Genomic DNA, 17,390 nt, shown 5'->3' with positions numbered 1-17,390 from the left:
TTAAACCCAACTACAGATTCTTCATCCACGCGTCGCGGAGCTGGAGTTGCTGCGGGGTGGCCTGCGGATCAGGGGTGAAGGCGAAGCGTTTGACGATTTCGCGCTCCTGCACGGGCAGTGTCAGGTTTACGTCCTGCCCGTCGCGCCGGACGGTGACAGTGTAGGTTTCGCCCGGCTTCAGTTGCCGTACGGCTTTCTGCACCGGCGCAATGGTTTCCAGTTTTACGGGTTGTCCGTTGAAGCCGGTCCACTCGTCGTTTTCCTTCAACCCGGCTTTCAGTAATGGCTCACTGATGCCCGTCAGTACAAACTTTGAATCGGTGTCGAGGTAGGTCGGCTTCATACCCAGCCAGGCCGCTTTCTGCCCCGTTGGGGTGGCGGGGGTAAACGTAACGCCCAGCTTGCCGTAATAGTCGGCGTAGGGCAGCGGCTCGGCGGCTTTCACGTAGCGGTTGAAGAAATCGCCGATTTCGGGGTACGTTTTCTGGGTGAAGATGGTGAAGAAATCCGCTTCGGGAAATGGGCGGTTCGGGCCGTAGGTCGTCGCCAGTTCGTTAATCACTTCGCGCAGACCCCGCTTCCCACCCGACAGTTCAAGCAGACGAATGTCGAGTAATCCGGCCGTCAGGGCACCACGGGCGTAGATGTTGCCGTATTGCCGCTGCCCCGAATCTGAGTAGCAGGTCAGGCCGAGTTTGGCAAGGCTGTACGTGCTGTCGTAGCTTTTGTCCTGCCCGATCTTCTGGGTCATCTCGCCCAGGTAGGTTGGTAAATCCATCAGGCCACCGCGTAGCTGCATGGCTTTGCTGGCCCATTCGGTTACGCCTTCATACAGCCACAGGTGCTCCGAGGGCGTGGGCGTTACGAAGTTGAACTGCTGAATAATCTCGCTGTGGATGTTGAGGGGCGTCACGACGTGGAAAAACTCGTGGGCCGCAATCGACGTCACCTCATCGGCCAGCTGCTGCGAGTAGGGTGCTTCTTTCAGCACGTACTCCGAGCTGTACGAATGCTCCCACGCGCCCCAGCTCTGGTCTTCGAAGTGGTACAGGAACGTGTAGCGTTTCACCGGCAACTGCTTCAGAAACTGCCCGGCAGCCGTCAGCATCGACTTCATATTATCGAGCAGTTGCTGCGAGGTTACCTGATCGGTTTTCGAGTAGGTGTACATATCGACCTGTGCCCCGGCCACCGTCGTGCTGGCTTTGGTCAGCTTACCCAGCAGGATCGGCGAGTCGACGATACGGTCGTAGTTATCGGCCAGGAACGTGCCCGACACCGTTTTGTCCAGCGCGGTACCCACCTCCCACTCCGCCGGGCGGGCAATCTTCACCTCGATGGGTGCGTCCTGCATACCGGTTGGGTAGCCAAACACCCCCTGCCCGTTGATGAGCGCGTGGTCTTTCTCGATCGACGTGCCGCACATGTTGTACGGATGGTGCTCCTTGACGGGTGTATCCCAGGTTTCGGCGATGCTGTACTGAATCGTGCGCACTTTCTGCGGCTGATCGAGTTTCCACTGATTAGTCGATACAGCTTCGGTTTTTAGTTCGCGCCCTTTCGCGTCGAACGCCTTGAACGACCGAACGTACCGGCCAATGTCCATGATCTGATACGTACCGGGGGCCGTCGACGCAAACTGGTAGATGGCGTTATCAGGCGTCAGGCCGTCGACGTGCAGCGTGACCTTAAACTGATCGTCGGCGCGGTCGTTGAGGTTGATGTCGTAAACGAGGGGCGTTTTGGGTTTGGCCAGCGCCAGTTGCGTCAGCAACAGACCCGACGCCAGTAATGCAGAACGAAAGTGCATCATGAAGTGCGTAATGAGCTAAATAAGCTGCAAGCTACAACCGTCCGGCCGACGACTCAACCTACCTGTTTGTCGGCGGACTGATTTCGGGATGGGCGGTCTTCGTATCTGTAATACTGGTTAGCTAGTTCGACAGCAAAAGACCGCGTGGGCACCGTTGCAGGATTCTCACCGATTAGAAACCGTACCGGGCCACTTGTTGCATGACCAATGTAACTGTCTATTTCATCCACTAACCCCGACGTACGTAGAATTACTCAGGTAAAAATCATTAAATCAATATTAATTCTAGAAATACACTCATTGCCGTGTTACTTTTTAGCACTATTCTTGTCTTACAGTTACCGTAACACAAAAAAGAAATGATAACCATTCGCAACACCTCAATTGATCTGGTTAGCCTGGGCGCCTGGATTTTCGTCATTGTAACGTCCGTCGTATTCACTGCTACCGTACTGCGCCTGCTGTTTTAAACCATTCTGGCGTTTTAGTACCCACCGCTTCTAACAAACACGTCCGGTTCCAGCCAGTCTTATCGACAAGGGCGGAACCGGACGTTCTTCATTTAGTAGCAGTGTGTTCCCGTCAACGGATCGTCGACTGTCCATTCCGTGCCGGATCGCCCGGCGTCTTGGCTACCTGCACGCTCTCGGTTGTCTGGTGCGTGATCGTCGTCGTGGGCGTAACGGGAGTTGGGTCTTTCCGAACCAGATTGATGGAGTTGATAAGGCCTTTCATCCGCGACGGATCGTAGCCCGCCAGATACGCCAGCAGTGACACCGACACCGCAAATTTGAAGTACGACGAAGCCGTCAGCCCAACAAAACTGGCCGTGTCGCGCGGATCGACCGAGGTGGTAAAGTTGGTCAGGTACGACCCGGCAATGAAAATCAGGTACGTGATAAACCCCCGCAGCATCGACACCAGCGGACTTTCGGTCATGTACAGATAGCTTTTGAAGTCGTCGGAATTAGGGTCGAGCGTGGCCGGACGAACATAGCGGAACTGGTTACTGGCCGCCAGATTACTGGCGAATCCACCCAGCACCCCGGCCAGCGACGCCAGTACAGCTACATTGGTTGGTGTAAAGGTCGTGGCGTACAGCAATAGGTAGCTCAGATCTAAGTGTTCGTTTTTGAAAATCTGGCCACGATAATCGTCGGCTTTCAGACTCATACCGAAGATAAACAGCAGCAGCCAGCCCAGAAACAGCACCGTACCAACGGTGGTTTTCACGAATATTTCAACCGCACTCAATCGTTGAAACATCGGTGGCTCAGGCCCCATTCTGGCCGAATGATCGGTTAATGTAGCAGGAGTATTCATGATAGTCAGTGGTTAGAGGAGACACAAATTTCGCCCTATACTACTGATTATCAACAGACTGCTTATTATTCGGCGTATATATCTACAAAACAAGTAGAACTACTTGGCCGATTACGGATTTCGCTTTACCCAGCGGTTTGCCTGCCCGGTCAATCTCACTTCGGCCCGGTCTGACAGTGTCGAGGTAAAAGCATCAATGCGCGTGCCGTCCAGATGAATTTCGCTCGAATCCTGAACAGTCACTTCCACTGCTTTATAGCTTCCGCTTCTTAGTATGGCAAAACTGTTCTGTGTTTCGGTTAACCGGAGTGAAGGAGAAGCGGTCAGTTTATTTGCAAACAGAACACTGTTCTGTAATGACACATCAAGCGTAGGCTGCGTCCGGTCCTGTATGGTTAGCCGGGTGTTAATTCCATTCACGCTGACAAACGCAGGTAGCCGAAGTACCAAGCCTGTCAACCTACTATTCCAGACGGTTTGAATTGGTCGCTGATGATCTGCCGTATCCGGGTTGAATGAAACATGTAATGTGTCGTGCTGCATTCGGAAACTAAAGAACAAACTATCTTCGGGTGCAACAAGGGCCTGCGCCTGCGGACCCGTTTCGACAAGAATATCCCGGCTCTGTGTCCCCTCAATCACAATATGTTTAGCCGCAGGCAGGGGGCGCCGGGCGAAAAACTGATACGGGTTGCTCCAATCAATTTTCTCGTATTCCCGCTTTAACAGTACGTCCGTAGTGACCATACCCGTCAGGGTAATCAGAATCGCAGCAATCAGCAGATAATAGCTTGTTTTCATGGCTGAACGGGGGTTTGTGGAGTTGATTGCATAGCAGCAAACTGTTCGTACCGCTGTTCGATTTCGCGCAGGTCGATACCGAGCAGTGTCAGGTTTTTAAAGAAAATAGGCAGGTCGTTCGCCAGAAACTGCTCGCGCCGAAACGACCGGATTTTGTCGGTCGCGTCGTCGGCGGGGAAGTAGCCAATGCCGCGCTTATTAGCGATCACGCCCTGTTGACTCAAAAATTCGTAGGTCCGCATCACAGTGTTTGGGTTTACTTCCAGTTCGGCCGCCAGTTCGCGCACCGACGGTATGCGGTCGCCCGCGTTCCAGCGGCCCAGCAGTACCTGCTCGCTGACGTACTCGGCGATTTGCAGGTAAATGGCTTGTTTATCACGAAATTCCATACTCACACCTCCCGTTCTTTCAGCCGGAAAAAGGCCATTACATACAACAAAAGCATCACCAACGCACCGACCCCGTAGCGGATTGCATCACCAACAGGTTGAGGCAGTGCTACCGTCTTCCAATCGTCACTCGTCCGCAAAACAGACATTTTGTCAAAGGGGGACGCTGACACCTCTTTCACAGAATCAATCATACCGCTCAGCAATTGATGATTAATCAGTATTACGAGAATCAGCGCAAAGAATAGAATTACCGGAATCAGGGGTAATGTGTACCGGCGAATCAGTAAGGCCAGTGCCAGTGCCACTGGATGTAACAAAAGTGCGTCAACCCAGAGCATTGGGGGTATCTCGCGCAATTGACTCGGTTCAAACCACGGCTTTATCGTTGATCGATCAAGCAAATCTTTCAGTTGTTCAGGCTTCCATTCTCGATGGTTGACGTACCAGACTCCAACCGTATCAATTACGGTAAACAACAGTGTGTACGCTATGATGAATCCTAGCCCGGAAACCAATACGAGTTGCGCCCACTTTTCTAGTTTCGATGCGGGACGCAGCAAATACGTAATTGCCCGTTCTTTCTCATTTAATAAGGTGATTTGTTGAACAGTAAATACATACCAGGCTACCCCACCGGCAAAAAACAGGAGCATAGCGCGAGTGCGTGGAATGGACCAGGGAAAGCTAGAATATATGAGGAAAGCCAGTCCAGCCAGCCCCACAAATAGTACCGCGACATTGGCCAGCAGAACGTTCCGGTTTTCTACAAAATACGTGCGCAGGAGCCGACCGAAGCGGCTCAGGGAAAAGGTCTGATTCATAGAACAGCAACGGTTGAAGATGATGCGAACAACGTGCGGATACGGGCAGGATCGGCCTGAACGGCGTTGAACAGGCGTTCCAGATCAAGTCGGCTGGGTTCGCCGGTGGGGTTCTCGGCCACCACGGCATAACCGCCCACAGCCCGCTCCGAAAACAGGATGGGCCGATGTGTGTCCAGCGTCGGCAACATACCGAACCACAGCCGCGCCGTAATCTCTTCGACGCTGGCTTGCAGGGCCACCGTCATCCGACTATCGCGCTCGGCCAGGATAATGACCGGGTCGATCAGGGCTTCGAGGTCGCGCACCTGATGGGTCGAAATCACGACCGTCCGGCGCTCATCGACCGCCCCCGCCACCAACCGCCGAAACTGACTCTTCGACGGAATATCGAGTCCGTTAGTGGGTTCGTCCATGAGCAGCAGGGCCGTATTGGTAGCCAGCCCAAAGCCGATCAGCACCTTCTTTTTCTGGCCGTACGACAGTTCGTTCAGTTTCTGCGTATCGGCCAGACCAAACTCGCGCAGGTAATGATTCATCTGCTCATGGCTGAAGCCCGGATAAAAGCGCGCGTTGCTCTCGACAAACTGCCGAATGCGAACGGGCGGCAGGTAAAACTCCTCCGGCACCAGAAACAGCTCTTCCAGGAACGCAGGCTGTCGGTCGCCCGGCACCCGTTCCCCTACCCTGATCTGGCCACGCTGTGGATAGAGCAGCCCCGACAACAGCCGCAGCAGCGTCGACTTTCCGGCCCCATTCGGTCCCAGCAACCCATACACCGAACCCGGCCTTAGCGTCAGGTTCAGCCCGGCATACAACGGCTTTTTGCGGCTGTAGCCAAACGCGACATCATCCAGTACAATCATTGTTATAGTGTATTAGATAAATAGTACACCGCAATAGTAAGCGTTCTAATTATCGCTGTCAAGTAGTCACTCAATAAAATTTCGTATACGGTCGACCGGCAGTGGAAACAGGCTATGACACGTAGTATCTTGCTGCACCAACACACATACATATGTCTTTCCGGTTTATCGGTCGCATCGCATGCAGCCTGCTGTTCATCAGCCTATCGCAACTCGCATGGACCCAATCACTGCCCGCCGGACGATGGACCTCCCTATTCAACGGAAAAAGTCTGGCGGGCTGGGATATGTACCTGCGGCAGCCGGAGGGTACCAACCAGCCCCCCTATGGCCTGAACAACGACCCGCTGCACGTATTCACCGTGGCCGATGGGGCTATTCGGGCATCGGGACAACTCTGGGGTGGGATCAGTACCTGGCATGAATACGACAACTATCACCTGCGACTGGATGTCCGCTGGGGCACGAAAAAGTGGTACCCCAGCGACAGTACCCGGCGCGATGCGGGGCTGCTTTACCATGCCACCGGCCCGTACTCGTTTGCTTATAATTGCTGGCTTCGCAGCAGCGAACTCCAGATTCAGGAGGGCGAAATCGGCGACTTCTTCGGGGTTGGCGCAGGGTCGGCGGAGTTCCCGATGCAGCCGGTAACCGTGCGCGGAAAAGTGCTGGATCAGTACGCGTTCGACGCTCCCTTACGGCGCAATGCCGACGCCGTTGGTAGTGGACGCGTGTATCGATCGGGAAATTTTGAGCGTCCGCACGGGCAGTGGAACACCGTCGAGCTGATTACGCGCGGGGCCGATGCGGTCTATATTATCAACGGTTATGTAGTCAACCGGTTGTTCAACACCTACCGCCCGGCGATTCACCAGCAGACGACACGCGGCAAGATTCAGCTTCAGTCGGAAGGGGCCGAGGTTTATTACCGGCAGATTCAACTGCGCCCGATCAGTTACGCGTCTCCCCAATCGCTAAGCCTTTCCGCCGACAAAACCACCCTAACCGACCTCATCCCCGACAAACCGCAAACCGTTCGGATCACCAACCGGGGCGACGCCGTCGAGCTGGTGGCGGTGGAGTTAAGCGGCCCGGCGGGCGATCAATTCCGGGTGAAGCTACCGCCCTTCCCCCGGCGACTGAAACGGGGCGAAACCCTTGATTTGCTCGTCATGCTTCTATCAGATACTCCCGGCAAATCCGTAACGGCTACGCTCCGGCTGGAAACGGTGCTGGGGCCGGTTCCTGATCTGACAGTAACGCTGCAAAGCCGCTAATGCATAGCTTGTCAGATCAACAGTATTCGTTTAAAGCAGTCGGTTTATGGAGGCAATTTTTATTATCGCGTTGTTCTCGCTGGTGGCGAATCCGATAATCGGCATGATACTGGTCAAAGTGAATAGGAATCGCCCTGACCGGCAAAAAATGCTGGCGCGTGTGTCGGTCGGCACACTTGCATTTGTTAGCCTGGCACTTTTCACAAACGTTTCGACCTCGTCTGATGCCATTGACTGTGTTTTCCTGGGGCTTTTTTATCTGGCTATTTGTGTATTGCTCTGGCTGGGCACTTCGAAAAAAAACAAAGTCAGTTTGATTTTCTCCAGCGTTCTGCTGGTCATTTTATTCGGATTAAGCTGCTTATTCAGCACGATTGGCATTCTGGGACTTGCTTTCATAGTGGGCGAGTTTGAGCCGTCAAGATCGGTCAGGATAAACGGCAGTACGCTTTACCGAGAATACGGTCGTGGCAATGCAACCACGGCTACAGGCGGTTCCGAGGTGTCGCTGTTCACCAGCTTTCGGTGGTTCCCGTTCGTTGAGCGGAAGTTTTTTTCCAAACAATACATCAGCGGTTTCGCCACAACAAACGACAACAAACAAAAACGCTTCACGACGCCAGAAAACTCCCCGATCAACAATACCCCGACTTTCTACGGAACCCATTTCAAGTTGACATACGACACCACGAAAAACGACCTGATCCTGTCGTACCAACAAACACGGGATACGCTGCACCTCGACAGGTGATTTCGCATACCTAGAAGGTTTTGAAAACCGTTTAAGTATCTCGACCGCAACCAGTTACTATATTTTCATTGGTGAGCCAACGAATGTCCTTACTTCTCACTCCCACCAATAGGCACTCTATCAACCTTTTACACCATGCGTATAATTTTCAACCTGATTGCAATTACTGCGGTTCTCTTCACGCTGCTTTCGACCAGTTCGTATGCGCAATTTCAGATTAACGTTACCGGCGGTCGGCTAATCCCAACAGCTAGAGGCACATCCCCCAGCGATGGGGTGTGGGGGCCCGGAGCTACCCTCCGGTACTTCGTCAAACCCAATCTGGCGATTGGCCTGAACACCCGCTATTTTACCCGAAGCAGTTCGTATCAATACGGCGGAGTATCGTCTTCCAACAGAGGTTCGGCTCTCTCTGGAACCGGACAGGTGGAGTATTTTTTCACGGTGAAATCTGCCCTGCAACCATACATCGGCGCTGAAATCGGCGTCTATCACAGTTGGTACAAAAATGAGTACACCACAGCTGGCAAAACATCGTCATATCGCGGCAATGACTCCAATCTAATTCTCGGGCCTAAAGCCGGGCTGCAATATGCGATCACGCCAACAGCGGGTCTAAGCCTCGATGCTAGTTATCAGTTTCTTGTCGACCGGGGTTATACCGCTCATTTCCTGCTTGTCAACGCTGGTGGCTTCGTCAAATTCGGCAGGCGCTAACCCGGATCAGCTAACCAACTGACCAGCACATAACTGCCGTTTACTCAAAAGCGTGTTTTTCCGCTTTACTAAGTTTGTTCAGTACTGGATTTTCGTTGGCTCAGACCGGCCGTTTCCCGACTAAGAAACGGCCGGTCCGGTCAGTCAAACCAAAAACTATCCTGAACATGTACACTATCCTTTCTATCGACGGCGGAGGTATTCGCGGCATCATTCCCGGCCAGGTACTGGTCACGCTGGAAGAAAAACTAGCTAAAAAAATAGCCCAGAATACAGACCTACAGCAGCAGTTTTCGGACACGCCCCGCATCGCTGACTTTTTCGATTTCATCGCCGGTACGTCGACGGGCGGAATCCTGACGAGTCTATACCTCTGTCCTGATTCAAAACAGCCGGACCGGCCCCGCTTCTCGGCTCAACAGGCAGTAAACCTCTACCTCGAACACGGCGACGAAATTTTCGAGATTCCAGTCTGGAAAAAGGTTCAGTCGGCCGATGGGGTGCTCGATGAAAAACACGATGCTGCGCAGTTGGAACGCGCCCTGAGACGGTTTCTGGGCAACACCAAACTGAGCGAACTACTCCGCCCCTGCCTCATCACGTCCTACGACATCCGCCGTCGGCGCACCCATTTTTTCAATCAGAACGACGCTAGAAAGCGCGGCAACTCCCACGATTTCTACGTGCGCGACGTAGCGCGGGCTACGTCGGCGGCTCCTACTTACTTCGAAACGGCCATGGTTCACTCCCTCGATGAGGTGGGCTACCCGCTGATCGACGGTGGTGTGTTCGCCAACAATCCGTCGTTGTGTGCCTATTCGGAAGTACGCAATATGTACCCCAAACTCACGGCCAAAGACCTGCTGATTGTATCGCTCGGAACGGGCAGCGAAGCCGAGCCGTATCCCTACAAGGTGGCTAAAGACTGGGGATCAATTGGCTGGGTTCGGCCCGTGATCGACATTATGATGTCGGGAGCCGCTGAAGTGACCGATTACCACCTGGCCAAGATGTACGAGGCCGTGAAGCACCCCGAACAGTACATCCGGATTCAGCCATCAGATCTGGGCGATGCCGATATGGCAATGGATAACGCGACGCCTAAAAACATGAAGGCTTTACTTGAGGTGGGCAAGATCACGGCCACCAACTGCGCCAGCACGCTCGACAAGCTGGCCGATACGCTGATCAACCACCGGCTGAAAACAGCCGCCCCGGCAGCAAATTAGTAACCCATCTCTCTGTCAGGCGCGGCTAACTTGCCGCCAAACCTCCCATACCCCCACCCCTGAAGGGGGAGCACTCCGCGAATGAATTTCTCTCTTTTAGAGGTTGCTTGAGGCAGCATTTTACGAGCCAAAATGGCCTTTTTTGTCATCCCGACGCAGGAGGGATCTTCGGTAGTAGGCGGCTTTATTTGCTCCTACCGAAGATCCCTCCTGCGTCGGGATGACAAAAAAGGCGATTCTAGGATCCTGAAATCGTTCCCCAAACAGGACCTCTCAGGGGGCTGGGGCCGGGGGGTTAGTCTACTACCCCACGAAACTAGCCTTACAGCAGCCGGATACCAGCGTCGCGGAGACGCCCGACCAGTTGTTGCAGGAAGTCGCTTTTCAGGCTGGCTTCGCTGGAAATGCTCCGAATCCAGGCAACGATTTTCAGATCGATCGAATCGGCACCGATACCCGTCACGACGACGTCGGGCGGCATTTGTTGCGGTGAGTCGTCAAGCTTACTGGCGATTTCCTGAGCGATCGTCCGGAGTTGCTGCATGTCGGTGTCGCCCCCTACTTTCAGGGTAAACTCCGTTTTCAGGTACGTCCCCCGCGATGACCAGTTGACCAGCCGGTTCGACAACAGATCGCCGTTGGGGATGATAACCTCGGCCCCCTGCCCGGTGAGCATCTTGCTGGATCGAATGCCGATGTCCAGAATTCGACCTTTCCTGTCGGCCAGTTCGATATAGTCGCCGATGCGGAACGGCTTCTCGAAGATCAGGATGATGCCCGACACGAAGTTGGACACGATGTTTTGCATACCCAGACCAATACCGACGCTCAATGCCCCCAGCACCACCGTAAACTTATCGACCGACACGCCCGATGCCACGACGGCCAGCAACACACCGCCGATGATGATGGCCAGCCGGATCAGGGCCAGCACCGAACTGACCTGATCGATTTGCCCGTCGGCGGTGGGTACCCGGCTTTCGCCGAAAAATAAGCCGATATTTTTCTGGAGCAGACTCGACAGGTACAGGATGATGACAAACGAAAGGATATTGCCCAGGCTAAACGTGACACTGCCGAATGTACGGGTTCTGCTCAGCACGTCGCCGATAAAGTCAAACACGCCGTCGGCGATGCCCAGGTTGATGAAAAAGACCAGAAACCACAGCGCAACGGCCAGAAAGACCAGCACTTTTTTGGCGGAACGGCGGGTGTGATCGACGTTTACCCGTGAGAAAATCCCCTGCGACCGCGCACTGATTCGCATTTGCAGATCAAGGGCTTCCAGCACAATCTCGATCAGTACGGCCAGACCGGTAATCTGCACCAGCCCTACAACGGCCGTGATACTGAACGTTTTCGCCAGGCTGATCCGACCGATGATGTTGAGCAGGATCGCCAGCACGTGCAGGACGAAAAACAGCTTCGTAACCGGCCGGATGATGCGCGTGCTGACGGAGTTACGTTGCAGGTGGCTGGCGTAGTGATAGCCGATGTACAGAAACAGCACGTTCAACCCAATAAGCCACAGTCTGACAATGAGCGCGTTGCTGGACAGGCTGTTTGTCAGAATCAGCAGCACATAGAGAGCCGCGTTCAGCAGCCACAGCCGCAGGTCGGGTTTGCTCAATCGGGGCCACAGATGAACCGTCAGCGCCAGCAACAGCAAAAACTGGGTGAGTTCAATGTAAAACGACGGCGAACCCGGCTCGAACAGCGGAATCAGGTTGAACAGGACGATCAGCGAGGCAACGACCGGCACCGGCCGAAGATTGGTGAGCTGTAGCGTGCCAAGATCCTCACTCCCCGAGCGAGCCTTGTACGTCCGGAAATTGGTAAACACCCACACGAAGAAGCCAATCGTCAGCAGGTAGAGTAGCACCCGGTCGTCCCAGGTCGATGCCAGAAAGTACGTCAGAATTTTTTGCTGCCCCTGGTACGTCGACCGGACGATGGCCTGCTGATTACTGGTGTTTGGCCACACAGGAGCGCGCCACAGGTACGGCGATTCCTGCTCGAACACGTTTACGGTCGACTGCTGCAACTGCTCGTTCAATGTCGCTTGCAGGTCATTGACGCCCAGCGACGCCCCCGACACGTCGGCCAGCAATCGGCTGACGGTATCCAGCCGGGCGGTAGTCTGCGTGCCCGACTCCTGCAATTGAAGCTTGAGGCTAACCAGCTGATCGCGGTACAGTAGCCGGGCCGTGGTGTCGTTGCTGGTCACTGTCAGCAGCGAATCGCTGCTCAGCGCCAGCAGCTGGTCGAGCTGACTCTGGAGGTCGTTGTTTGATCTGGACAGGGAAGTTTGCCAGGTCGTGAGTTTTCCCTGCGCGTCGGTTAGGATGAGCCGGTAGTTGGCCAGACTCTTCGCGTCGATCGACTTTTTGTGCAGCTTGACATCGGTCAGGATGGGGGCCACGTTGGTGTTCACGTTCGCCAGCCCGGTGCGTATCCGGGCAATGCCATAGCCCCGCTTCCCCGCCGATTTGATCTCCGTAACGATCGACTGGGCTTTCTGAATTTTGAAAAGCAGCGTGTCGGGAATGCGCTGCCCGGCCAACGGCACAGTGGCCGTGTCCTGCGCCCGCACCGATCCGAAAGCGGTGAAAATAGAGAAAAGAAGAAGGTAATAAATCCAGCAACGTTGATTCTGCATGCAACTATAGACCGATGGTATTAGGTAGTTTAACGAACAAGGTCGGTCTATTGATCGTATTTTTTGAAAAATGAGCTGGGCACTGGGGGTCAGTTTTTGTCATTGACCGGCCGCTGGCACACTGCGAACCAGTTTCGTTCGGCCGGATCAGTGCATCCAAAAAACCCCGTGCGTACTCGATACGCGCGGGGTTTTTTGGATGACCAATGCCGCACCGGGAGCGACTAGACCGGATCAGTCGTGACGGTGATATTTACGTCGATATTACCCCGTGTCGCGCGTGAGTACGGGCAGCTTTCGTGCGCTTTTGCGACCATATCCTCCGCCTGCTCCTGCGTCAGACCCGGCAGGTTTACGTGCATCGACACGGTCAGCGTTGGTAGCTTCTCCTCGTTCAAAAACATATCGACCGTCGAATCGACTGCAATTTCGTCGGGCGTCAATTTGGCGGCCCGGAGGTGGAAACCCAGCGCCCCGCCGAAGCAGGCCGAATACCCGGCGGCAAACAGTTGCTCGGGGTTGGTGGCTCCCTCGCGGGCACGTCCGCCGAGTGACTTAGGCAGGGTAAGTTCCAGATTCAGGTTATTGTCGTTGGACGTCACCTGACCATCGCGCCCGCCGACTGATTTGGCCTGGCCCGTATGCAGAATGTTGGTTGTCGTCATAATCGTATAAAAAGTAAACGTAAATACGCTTGTTCAGGCGAACAGCGTCGGCGGGCGGTTGGGTTCACCCCGCAGCGGATAAGTTGACGGGCGACCCGGCTAGGCAGCGTATGGGGCGGCATTGACTAACGCGACGAAGGCGCGGGCGAATTGCTGAACGGCCGTTTCAGTAGCCGCATCGGTGATGGTACCAGCCCGGTCGATTTTGCCTTTGATCGCCTGAATGAGCAGATTCGTTTCGTCGGACAGGCGGGGTGTGAAGGTTTCCATGATCAGATACAGCTCCTTGTGCCCCAGTTCGCCGTTGGCCGATGCGGTGATCAGGCCCGTGGGTTTACCGTCGAAAATTATGGTCGCTACGCACCATTCGAGCGCGTTTTTTAGTCGGCTGGGGATGCTGAAAATGTATTCGGGCGTGCAGAACAGCACGGCATCAGCCTGTTCGACGGCATCGCGAAAAGCCAGGACCTCCGACGGCGTATTCTCGAACGCATACACTGGATCAAACGGCGGTATTTTGTGCAGTTCTTCAAAAATTGTCAGTTCCAGCTGATCGGTGGTCAACTCCGCGATTCGGTCGACAAGTCGCCGGTTCGAGGAGTTCTGGCTGGCACTACCGATGATGACGAACACATTCTTTTTCGTACGCATGGACCGACAACAGCAAATCAGTACTCCCTGTTCCGACCCGTATGTCCCAACCGTGCCAGTTGATACGGCCCACTCCTGACCCTGGCAACGGGCCATTTCCGGCTATCGTCGTCGGCTTTTCGCCTTACTGCCGGTTTCAGTTTCGGTCATTGGTGCGTAGCTTTAGCCAGTTCTTCACGACAAACGAATACGACCGTATGACCTCATCCCGACGTAGTTTCCTGCGCCGAACAGCGCAAGGCAGCGTGGCCCTCTCGACCGCTGCCCTGACCGGACAGGCAACTGATCTGCTGGCCAGCCCCGCGTCAGCCCCCGTCCGCATCAAGCCCGACCACGTCGTTCGTTCCTTGCCCGAAAATATGGTGTACGGCTATTTCGGAGCCGACGTGCCACCAGTGGCGCGGGTGAAAGACGGTGACGTGGTGGAAATTCAGACGGTCAACCCGTCGGGGGTGAGCCGCACTGATCCCGAAGCATTTTACACGAAAAACAACCTGCCCATCGACGCCCACGCGCAGGAGGTGATCGCAATCATGAAAAACGTGAAGCCGGAGCCGTCGGGCATCCGGGGGCACATGCTGACGGGACCAATCTACATCGACGGGGCCGAACCGGGCGACTCGCTCGAACTGCGCATCCTCGACCTGACGCTACCCGCCGACTTCGGGGTAAATAGCGTGTGGCCCGGCGGGGGCGGCATTCCCGACGCCGTGACCACCCGCGAATCGTTTGTGTACCGCTACGACGCCAAACGCCGGACCGCGACCTTCCGGGAAGGCATCGAGATTCCGCTGAAGCCGTTTATGGGCGTGATGGCCCTGTCGCCCCCGCCCGAGCAGGGCCGGGTCAGTTCGATACCGCCCGCGTTCTTCGGCGGCAACCTCGACATCAAGCACCTGACGAAAGGCACGACGCTGTACCTGCCCGTATCGGTGCCGGGCGGTCTGTTCACCACCGGCGACGGCAACGGGGCGCAGGGCAACGGCGAAGTCAGCGGAGTGGCGATTGAAACGGCGGTGACGCTGACGGCCAAATTCATCGTGCACAAGGGGAAGAAGCTGACCATGCCCCGCGCCGAAACACCCACGCATTTTATCGCCGTCGGGCTGGATAAAGACCTGAACAAAGCGATGAAAAACGCGCTGACCGAAGCCGTCACGTTCATTAAAGACGAACTGGGTTTTACCTTCAATGAAGCCCTCTCGATTGCCAGCACGGGCGTCGATCTGGAAGTCAGTCAGGTAGTCGATCAGACGCTGGGCGTTCACGCGATAATTCCCAAGTCGATCTTCACCAAGAAGAAGTTTAGTTACTGGGTGTAGCTTCATAGTCCGATCACCGGGAAAAATTGACCTTAGCTGCGAATCAACCAACTGGTAGTCAACTAATCCGTTTGTCGGGAACGATCAATCCAGTACAACTGTAGGTTTAGCAACCACAGTGCTTTTTTCGTATGACGCGCCGACAGTATTTCGTCGTGATCCTGATTCTGGGGGCACTCTCCACTATCGGACCGTTTTCCATCGATATGTATTTGCCGGCGTTCCCGGCCATCGCCCGCGACCTGCGTACGTCTGTGTCACAGGTGCAACTTTCGCTTACGTCGTACTTTATCGGGATTGCCTTCGGGCAGTTGCTGTACGGCCCGCTCATCGACCGGTTTGGTCGAAAGAAGCCGCTGTACGCGGGTTTGGCGGTGTATCTGCTGGCCACGTTCGGCTGCGCGACGGCGGGTTCGATCGAGGTGCTGATCGGAATGCGGCTGTTGCAGGCACTGGGTGGCTGCGTGGGGCTGGTAGCGGCTCAGGCCCTCGTCCGCGATTTGTTTCCGGTCGGTAAAATTGCGTCGGTGTTCTCACTGCTCACGCTGGTCATTGCCGTTTCACCGATGATTGCCCCGACCGTAGGCGGCTATGCCACGGTCGCGCTCGGCTGGCATTCGATCTTCCTGATTCTGGCGGGAATCACGGTGTTGATGCTACTGGCTATTCACTACCTGCTGCCCGACGGTCGCCCGGCCGATGCGTCGTTGTCGCTGCGTCCGCAGGCGGTGATGGGCAGCTTTTTTACGGTGTTGCGTCAGCCGCAGTTTCTAACCTACGCGCTGGCGGGTGGCATCGCGACCTCGGCCCCGTTTGCTTACATCGCCGGTTCGCCCGACGTGATGATGAACATCTACCACGTCAGCGCGCAGCAGTACGGCTGGATTTTCTCGTTTATAGCCATCGCCATACTGGCTCCCAATCAGCTGAATCACGTCCTGCTGAAGCGTTTCAGTAGCGAGCAGCTCGTTTACGCAGCGATGCTCTACCAGACGCTCATGGGCATTCTGCTGGTGCTGGGCGTGTGGGCTGGCTGGTTCGGCGTGTACGGTCTGATCGCTATGATTTTTCTATTCCTCTGCGGGCAGGGCTTGATCTCGCCCAACGCGTCGGCCCTGTCGATGGCCCCGTTTGAGCGGCACGCAGGTAGCGCGGCTGCGCTGATGGGCAGCTTCCGCATGGCATTCGGGGCCGTCGCATCGGGAACCGTCAGCGCCCTGCACAACGGCACCGCCCTACCGATGGTCGGCACCATGCTGGCCTGCGTGCTGACGGGCCTGACGATCCTGCTGATCGGTCAGCAGTACAAAGAGCGAAAAAGAGCGCGCGTACTGGCGTAAGCAGCTTTCGCTCTTTCACTCTTTCACTCTTTCACTCTTTATTCCTAGTCTGCGATGAACGTGATTTCCGGGAAGCCGTACATTTCGTATTTCACGTTAATCGTCTGGTCGGGGAAGGTAGCCGTACCGGTCTGCCGATAGGCCGAATTGTAGACCAGAATGTTTCCTTTTGTGAATGGCATGAACTCAAGACTACTCCCTTTGTGGGCGTAGTTGTACTTTTTAGTCACCCCATCGGCCTGATTGTTAATACTGACCATCAGCTTCTTGTTGGCCGCAACAGCCAGCGATTCAATGTCCCCCATCGTCAGCGTGTTGGGGGCTGTTTGGGAAATGGTTTTCTGCCGCAGAATCTGTTTGGTGTCGTTGTCCCAGATAATGATTCGGTAGTTACCGGGATCGACCATTCGACTGCCCACCTGCGTAATTTTTCCGGCCGTCGACGCGCTCAGCACAATACCGAGTTCCCAGGGCCCCGACGTGCGGGTGTCGGTCGTAATGGTCGTTTCAGACGTCATAAAACTCGTAACCGGGTTCTCTGCGGGCTTGGCGGTGTCCCCACCTTTCTGGCAACTATTCAGGCTCAACAAACCGGCCACTGTCAGGCCAACGAGTAGGATAGATTTCATTGGAATCAAGAGATTGATGTTCGATTCCATTCGTCGCAATCCGGCCGTTTTCGCTAACAACGCTTGAGCCAACGGTAATGCTATGTTGTAGAAGTTGTAGAGTTGGCTAGCGCCGGATTATTCGTCCCGCGTCG

At 55.1% G+C, this 17,390-nt stretch carries 16 protein-coding genes; 6 read left to right on the top strand and 10 right to left on the bottom strand.

Annotation, left to right across the window (positions count from 1 at the left end; genetic code table 11):
- Positions 1-10 precede the first annotated feature (10 nt).
- From HH216_RS16960 to HH216_RS16935, 6 genes are all read right to left on the bottom strand, one after another.
- Positions 11-1,813 carry a M61 family metallopeptidase gene (locus HH216_RS16960; protein WP_169551879.1) on the bottom strand — a complete coding sequence of 601 codons (1,803 nt, stop codon included), beginning with the start codon at positions 1,811-1,813 and terminating at the stop codon, positions 11-13.
- A 582-nt stretch (positions 1,814-2,395) separates the two neighbouring features.
- On the bottom strand, positions 2,396-3,046 hold the full coding sequence (locus HH216_RS16955) for a hypothetical protein (RefSeq protein WP_169551878.1): 651 nt from the start codon (positions 3,044-3,046) through the stop codon (positions 2,396-2,398).
- A gap of 201 nt (positions 3,047-3,247) precedes the next feature.
- A complete protein-coding gene (locus HH216_RS16950) occupies positions 3,248-3,937 on the bottom strand; it encodes a hypothetical protein (protein ID WP_169551877.1) in 690 nt (229 codons plus the stop codon).
- Positions 3,934-4,326, bottom strand: coding sequence for a GntR family transcriptional regulator (locus HH216_RS16945; RefSeq protein WP_169551876.1), 393 nt, complete (start codon positions 4,324-4,326; stop codon positions 3,934-3,936). The genes HH216_RS16950 and HH216_RS16945 overlap by 4 nt, the downstream gene beginning before the upstream one ends.
- Positions 4,327-4,328: 2 nt before the next feature.
- Positions 4,329-5,150 carry a hypothetical protein gene (locus tag HH216_RS16940; RefSeq protein WP_169551875.1) on the bottom strand — a complete coding sequence of 274 codons (822 nt, stop codon included), beginning with the start codon at positions 5,148-5,150 and terminating at the stop codon, positions 4,329-4,331.
- Entirely contained in the window at positions 5,147-6,016 is an 870-nt protein-coding gene (locus tag HH216_RS16935; protein WP_169551874.1) for an ATP-binding cassette domain-containing protein, read from the bottom strand. The genes HH216_RS16940 and HH216_RS16935 overlap by 4 nt, the downstream gene beginning before the upstream one ends.
- Before the next feature lie 152 nt (positions 6,017-6,168).
- Here HH216_RS16935 and HH216_RS16930 point away from each other — a divergent pair, with 152 nt between their 5' ends.
- The 4 genes from HH216_RS16930 to HH216_RS16915 all read left to right on the top strand — a co-directional run bounded on the left by HH216_RS16930 (position 6,169) and on the right by HH216_RS16915 (position 9,990).
- Positions 6,169-7,293 carry a 3-keto-disaccharide hydrolase gene (locus HH216_RS16930; RefSeq protein WP_169551873.1) on the top strand — a complete coding sequence of 375 codons (1,125 nt, stop codon included), beginning with the start codon at positions 6,169-6,171 and terminating at the stop codon, positions 7,291-7,293.
- Between the two features lie 46 nt (positions 7,294-7,339).
- Positions 7,340-8,044, top strand: a complete 705-nt coding sequence (locus tag HH216_RS16925) for an MraY family glycosyltransferase (RefSeq protein ID WP_169551872.1) — start codon at positions 7,340-7,342, stop codon at positions 8,042-8,044.
- Between the two features lie 135 nt (positions 8,045-8,179).
- Positions 8,180-8,761, top strand: coding sequence for an opacity family porin (locus HH216_RS16920; RefSeq protein WP_169551871.1), 582 nt, complete (start codon positions 8,180-8,182; stop codon positions 8,759-8,761).
- Positions 8,762-8,928: 167 nt separating this feature from the next.
- Positions 8,929-9,990: a patatin-like phospholipase family protein gene (locus HH216_RS16915; protein ID WP_169551870.1), complete on the top strand. Its 1,062-nt coding sequence runs from the start codon at positions 8,929-8,931 to the stop codon at positions 9,988-9,990.
- Between the two features lie 322 nt (positions 9,991-10,312).
- Here HH216_RS16915 and HH216_RS16910 read toward each other — a convergent pair whose 3' ends face one another.
- The 3 genes from HH216_RS16910 to HH216_RS16900 all read right to left on the bottom strand — a co-directional run bounded on the left by HH216_RS16910 (position 10,313) and on the right by HH216_RS16900 (position 13,965).
- A complete protein-coding gene (locus tag HH216_RS16910; protein ID WP_169551869.1) occupies positions 10,313-12,649 on the bottom strand; it encodes a mechanosensitive ion channel family protein in 2,337 nt (778 codons plus the stop codon).
- 224 nt (positions 12,650-12,873) lie between these two features.
- On the bottom strand, positions 12,874-13,314 hold the full coding sequence (locus HH216_RS16905; protein WP_169551868.1) for an organic hydroperoxide resistance protein: 441 nt from the start codon (positions 13,312-13,314) through the stop codon (positions 12,874-12,876).
- A gap of 99 nt (positions 13,315-13,413) precedes the next feature.
- Positions 13,414-13,965: an NADPH-dependent FMN reductase gene (locus HH216_RS16900; RefSeq protein ID WP_169551867.1), complete on the bottom strand. Its 552-nt coding sequence runs from the start codon at positions 13,963-13,965 to the stop codon at positions 13,414-13,416.
- Between the two features lie 197 nt (positions 13,966-14,162).
- Here HH216_RS16900 and HH216_RS16895 point away from each other — a divergent pair, with 197 nt between their 5' ends.
- Together HH216_RS16895 and HH216_RS16890 are read left to right on the top strand one after the other, a co-directional pair.
- Positions 14,163-15,287 carry an acetamidase/formamidase family protein gene (locus tag HH216_RS16895; protein ID WP_169553418.1) on the top strand — a complete coding sequence of 375 codons (1,125 nt, stop codon included), beginning with the start codon at positions 14,163-14,165 and terminating at the stop codon, positions 15,285-15,287.
- Between the two features lie 131 nt (positions 15,288-15,418).
- Positions 15,419-16,627, top strand: a complete 1,209-nt coding sequence (locus HH216_RS16890; RefSeq protein WP_169551866.1) for a multidrug effflux MFS transporter — start codon at positions 15,419-15,421, stop codon at positions 16,625-16,627.
- A 44-nt stretch (positions 16,628-16,671) separates the two neighbouring features.
- On the opposite strand, the gene HH216_RS16885 is transcribed toward HH216_RS16890, so the two are convergent.
- On the bottom strand, positions 16,672-17,256 hold the full coding sequence (locus HH216_RS16885; protein WP_169551865.1) for a DUF4082 domain-containing protein: 585 nt from the start codon (positions 17,254-17,256) through the stop codon (positions 16,672-16,674).
- Positions 17,257-17,390: the final 134 nt, after the last annotated feature.

It is taken from the genome of Spirosoma rhododendri (genome assembly GCF_012849055.1).
In the GTDB taxonomy this organism is placed as follows: Bacteria; Bacteroidota; Bacteroidia; order Cytophagales; family Spirosomataceae; genus Spirosoma; species Spirosoma rhododendri.
This window is presented reverse-complemented; position numbering and strand designations above follow the sequence as displayed.

Bases quoted from the DNA above. Each gene is read 5' to 3' on its own strand.
- HH216_RS16960 (WP_169551879.1), bottom strand. From the start codon at position 1,813: ATGATGCACTTTCGTTCTGCATTACTGGCGTCGGGTCTGTTGCTGACG.
- HH216_RS16920 (WP_169551871.1), top strand. From the start codon at position 8,180: ATGCGTATAATTTTCAACCTGATTGCAATTACTGCGGTTCTCTTCACG.
- HH216_RS16930 (WP_169551873.1), top strand. From the start codon at position 6,169: ATGTCTTTCCGGTTTATCGGTCGCATCGCATGCAGCCTGCTGTTCATC.
- HH216_RS16900 (WP_169551867.1), bottom strand. From the start codon at position 13,965: ATGCGTACGAAAAAGAATGTGTTCGTCATCATCGGTAGTGCCAGCCAG.
- HH216_RS16940 (WP_169551875.1), bottom strand. From the start codon at position 5,150: ATGAATCAGACCTTTTCCCTGAGCCGCTTCGGTCGGCTCCTGCGCACG.
- HH216_RS16945 (WP_169551876.1), bottom strand. From the start codon at position 4,326: ATGGAATTTCGTGATAAACAAGCCATTTACCTGCAAATCGCCGAGTAC.
- HH216_RS16950 (WP_169551877.1), bottom strand. From the start codon at position 3,937: ATGAAAACAAGCTATTATCTGCTGATTGCTGCGATTCTGATTACCCTG.
- HH216_RS16895 (WP_169553418.1), top strand. From the start codon at position 14,163: ATGACCTCATCCCGACGTAGTTTCCTGCGCCGAACAGCGCAAGGCAGC.
- HH216_RS16910 (WP_169551869.1), bottom strand. From the start codon at position 12,649: ATGCAGAATCAACGTTGCTGGATTTATTACCTTCTTCTTTTCTCTATT.
- HH216_RS16915 (WP_169551870.1), top strand. From the start codon at position 8,929: ATGTACACTATCCTTTCTATCGACGGCGGAGGTATTCGCGGCATCATT.
- HH216_RS16935 (WP_169551874.1), bottom strand. From the start codon at position 6,016: ATGATTGTACTGGATGATGTCGCGTTTGGCTACAGCCGCAAAAAGCCG.
- HH216_RS16890 (WP_169551866.1), top strand. From the start codon at position 15,419: ATGACGCGCCGACAGTATTTCGTCGTGATCCTGATTCTGGGGGCACTC.
- HH216_RS16905 (WP_169551868.1), bottom strand. From the start codon at position 13,314: ATGACGACAACCAACATTCTGCATACGGGCCAGGCCAAATCAGTCGGC.
- HH216_RS16925 (WP_169551872.1), top strand. From the start codon at position 7,340: ATGGAGGCAATTTTTATTATCGCGTTGTTCTCGCTGGTGGCGAATCCG.
- HH216_RS16885 (WP_169551865.1), bottom strand. From the start codon at position 17,256: ATGAAATCTATCCTACTCGTTGGCCTGACAGTGGCCGGTTTGTTGAGC.